Genomic DNA, 3,726 nt, shown 5'->3' on the forward strand with positions numbered 1-3,726 from the left:
GCCTTGACGCCATGCAACTCAAACACCTGTTCGACGCGCTCGACATGGCCTCTCGTCTGATCGAGGTGCTTTTCAAATCCGGCTTTCAATTGCGGGTCGGTTGCCTTGTCGATCATCTTCGGCAGCGCTTTCTCGATCTGCTTTTCGGCGTAATAGATGTCGCGCAGCGTGTGCACGAAGAGATCGTCGAGTGTCTTTATGTCCTTCGAAAAGAAGCCCATGGCCTTACCTTTCATTGCGCTTGGTGTGGATTTCGGCGACGGGGTTTGCGCCGCCAACAAAGACCGGGACGGTTCCCGGCTTGTCTGGTCAACGTGCCGGCACCGAAGGAGTTCCTGATTTCCGAGGGCGGACCCGTTCCCCCTTCTCCAAGGCCTGCGATCCGGTCGGTGGGGAGCCTTTGTCTCGATCACACGTTCTAGTCGCAGAGCAATCGGAACCGAGAAGGGTTGGCGGAATGTATTTCATTGCATTGGCGACTGACTATGACGGCACGCTGGCTCATGATGGGGTCGTCGCCAAGAAAACGCTCACTGCGCTTGAGCGGTTCAAGAAAAGCGGCCGCAAGCTGGTTCTCGTCACCGGGCGTGAGCTGCCCGATCTCAAGGGCGTCTTTCCCGAGCTTAGCCTCTTCGACAAGGTCGTCGCTGAGAATGGCGCGATGATCTACACGCCGGCCAGCGAGGAAGAGCGGGTGATCGCCCCGCCGCCCGAGCCCAAATTCGTCGCCAGGTTGAAGAGGCAGGGCGTCAAGCCGCTTTCGGTCGGACGATCGATCGTCGCGACCTGGGAACCGCATCAAGCGACCGTGCTTGAGGTCATCAAGAAGATGGGTCTCGAACTGGAAATCATCTTCAACAAGGGCGCGGTGATGATCCTGCCGAGCGGCATCAACAAAGCCACCGGGCTCGCCGCGGCCCTTCAGGACCTTCGACTTTCGCCGCACAACGTCGTCGGCGTCGGCGACGCCGAGAACGATCATGCGTTCCTGCAAGCCTGTGGCTGCAGCGTCGCCGTCGACAATGCAATTCCGGCGGTCAAGGATACAGCCAACCTGATCATGCCTGGCGCCCGAGGCAAAGGCGTGGAGCAACTGATCGCAAAGCTGATAAAGCGTGATCACGCGATAGTGCCGAAGCGCCATGACGGCATCGTTCTTGGATCATCTGGCGGCGATGATACCTACCTGTCGCCGAGCGACACGATCCTCATTGCCGGGAGTTCCGGTATCGGTAAATCCACCTTGGCCACCGCGCTGACCGAACGCTTCGTCGAAAGCGGCTTTCAGTTTTGTGTCTTCGATCCCGAAGGCGACTATGATGGCCTCGAAGGCGCCGTTCGCCTGGGAGACGGCTCAAGCGCGCCGACAAAGGCGCAAGTGCTGGATCTGATCGCCAAGGCCGACAGCAATATAGTCGTCAATGGACTGGCCCTGCGGGTCGACGAGAGGCCGGATTTCTTTGCCGACCTGCTGCCTGGCCTCAGCAGTTTCCGCCGGCGCACCGCGAGACCGCACTGGCTCGTGATCGATGAAGCGCATCATCTTCTGCCCAAGCGGCGCGACGATACGCGGGCGGTTCTTTCATTGGAATTGCCTGGCACAATCCTGATCACCGTTCACCCCGAGGCGATCTCGACAGACGCCTTGCGCCTGGTGACAGCCATCATTGCGCTTGGCCCCAAGGCAAAGGACGTCGTGAAGGTCTTCTGCCGTGAAACCGGCATTGAGCCGCCGAAAGTCATCCCCAGCCCGAAAGGTGCGCGCGTGCTGTTCTGGCGGCCGCAGGCAGGCAAAAAAGTCAAGACGGTCAAAGTGGTCGAACCACGTCAGTCACTCAAGCGGCACAGCCGGAAATATGCCGAAGGCCAGCTCGACGAAGCCGGCAGCTTCTATTTCCATGGCCCTGAGAATGCGATGAATCTCAGGGCTCACAATCTGATGATCTTCGCTCAGATCGCCGAGGGCATAGATGACAAGACCTGGGAGTTTCATTTGCGCACCGGCGACTATTCCAAATGGTTTCGACATCAGATCAGGGACAAGGATCTGGCGCGCGAAACCGCCCAGGCGGAAGAGGACAAGACCCTGTCGGCGGAGGAGAGCCGCAAGCGGGTGCTTGATGCCGTGCGCCGCCGTTACACGGCTCCCGCCACAGCCCCGGAGTGACACGCGAGAGCCAAGTCAATCAAGCCAGCGCTGCATGCGAAATTCTTCAGTCAGGCAACGCCGCCACCGCAACAATTTCAACGACGATGTCGGCTTGCGCAAGCGCTGCAACTCCGATCACCTCCGAAGGCGGCGGGTTGTTATAGCTGCAGTGCTTCGGGCAATGCTCGGCAAAGAACTCGTCCAGTACGTCGAGACGAAAATTGGGTGAACTCAGAACGCCGCCATCGGGAAATGGCCCCTTGATGAAGAAGGTCAGCCGGATGAGATAGTCGAGCGCGCTGCCGAGTTCTTCCAGATCTGATTTGATGTTCGCCAGAATTGCGCGCCACTGTGCCGCCGCATCGCCAGTGAATCCCCCTCCTCTCTTTCCGGTCGGATCATAATTTTCGGCGGTTGCCGTATTTCCGCAAAGGTAGACAAATCCCCTTGCTCCGGAGACGACCGTGCCTTTTCCCCACGGCATCAACTTTCCGTTTTTGAATTTCTTATGGGTTACGAGTTCCATGCTTCGTCCAGAACTCTTGATCGTCAGCCTATCAAATCGTCTATTCTGATCGGCAGATCGCGAATGCGCTTGCCGGTGGCATGATAGACGGCACTCGCCACGGCAGCAGCCGTTCCGACATTGCCGAGTTCGCCCAAACCCTTGACGCCGGCAGGGTTGACCTGATGGTCGATTTCGGGGACCAGGATAACGTCGACCTGTTTGATGTCGGCGTTGACCGGTACGAGATAGTCCTGCAGGTCGCGGTTGACGTAGCGCGCGTGTCGCTGATCGATTTCCGTCGCCTCGTGCAACGCCTGGCCGATGCCCCAGATCATGCCACCCATCAGCTGGCTGCGCGCGGTGCGCGTGTTCATGATGCGCCCGGCGGCGAAGGCCCCGACGATGCGCGGGACCCGGATTTCGCGTGTATAGCTGTTGATGCGCACTTCGACGAACTCGGCGCCAAAGGCATATTTGACCGAATCTTCGTCGTTCTCTCCACCATGAAATTCCGACTGTCCGGCATAGAGTTTGCTGAGGGCTTCAGGCGAAGAACCCTTCGGCGCAAACTCGGCATATTCCTCGATGGCGCCGACTTGCATAGCCTTGAAGACATCAGCCAGCTTTGCGGACTTGCCGGTCTCGGTGACGACCTCTTCGTCCTTCAAGTCCAGCTTCGCATTGCCCGAACCGGCCAGCGGAGCCCCCCTGCCCGCAGCGGCGGCGAACAGCTTTCCGCGTATCGCGTCGCAGGCTTTCATGACCGCCGAGCAGACACTGGCGGTCGAGATCGATCCGCCCGACACGGGAGCCGGCGGCAAGGCACTGTCGCCCATCTCGACGCTGATCTTGTCCATGCCGATGCCCAGTCTTTCGGCCGCCATCTGGCCGGCGATGGTGCGAACGCCGGTGCCGATTTCATGGGAGCCGCACTGGATCCGAACCTCGCCGTCGGCGGTGAGACGAACCCGGGCCGCGCAGGGCGCGGCGGCAGTCGGATAGATCGCCGTCGCACAGCCCATCCCGACCAGCCAGTCGCCGTCGCGCCTAGAGCCGACCTTGGGATCGC

The 3,726-nt window shown here is 59.9% G+C and carries 4 protein-coding genes; 1 reads left to right on the top strand and 3 read right to left on the bottom strand.

What is annotated here, in order from left to right; translation table 11 throughout:
- Nucleotides 1-221, bottom strand: a 221-nt coding sequence (locus EN991_RS27400; protein ID WP_164769400.1) for a DUF892 family protein, incomplete at its 3' end; no start/stop codon positions are given.
- A 236-nt stretch (nt 222-457) separates the two neighbouring features.
- Here EN991_RS27400 and EN991_RS27405 point away from each other — a divergent pair.
- The gene (locus EN991_RS27405) at nt 458-2,167 is read left to right on the top strand and encodes an HAD family hydrolase (RefSeq protein ID WP_127369926.1); all 1,710 of its coding nucleotides are present in this window, start codon (nt 458-460) and stop codon (nt 2,165-2,167) included.
- Between the two features lie 46 nt (nt 2,168-2,213).
- Here the strand turns inward: EN991_RS27405 and EN991_RS27410 are convergent, their stop codons facing one another.
- Together EN991_RS27410 and EN991_RS27415 are read right to left on the bottom strand one after the other, a co-directional pair.
- On the bottom strand, nt 2,214-2,675 hold the full coding sequence (locus EN991_RS27410) for a RidA family protein (RefSeq protein WP_027161650.1): 462 nt from the start codon (nt 2,673-2,675) through the stop codon (nt 2,214-2,216).
- Between the two features lie 23 nt (nt 2,676-2,698).
- On the bottom strand, nt 2,699-3,726 hold a 1,028-nt coding region (locus tag EN991_RS27415; RefSeq protein ID WP_164769401.1), incomplete at its 5' end, for a molybdopterin cofactor-binding domain-containing protein.

Origin of the sequence: Mesorhizobium sp. M7A.F.Ca.US.005.03.2.1 (assembly GCF_003997795.1) — a bacterium.
GTDB classification, from domain to species: domain Bacteria; phylum Pseudomonadota; class Alphaproteobacteria; order Rhizobiales; family Rhizobiaceae; genus Mesorhizobium; species Mesorhizobium ciceri.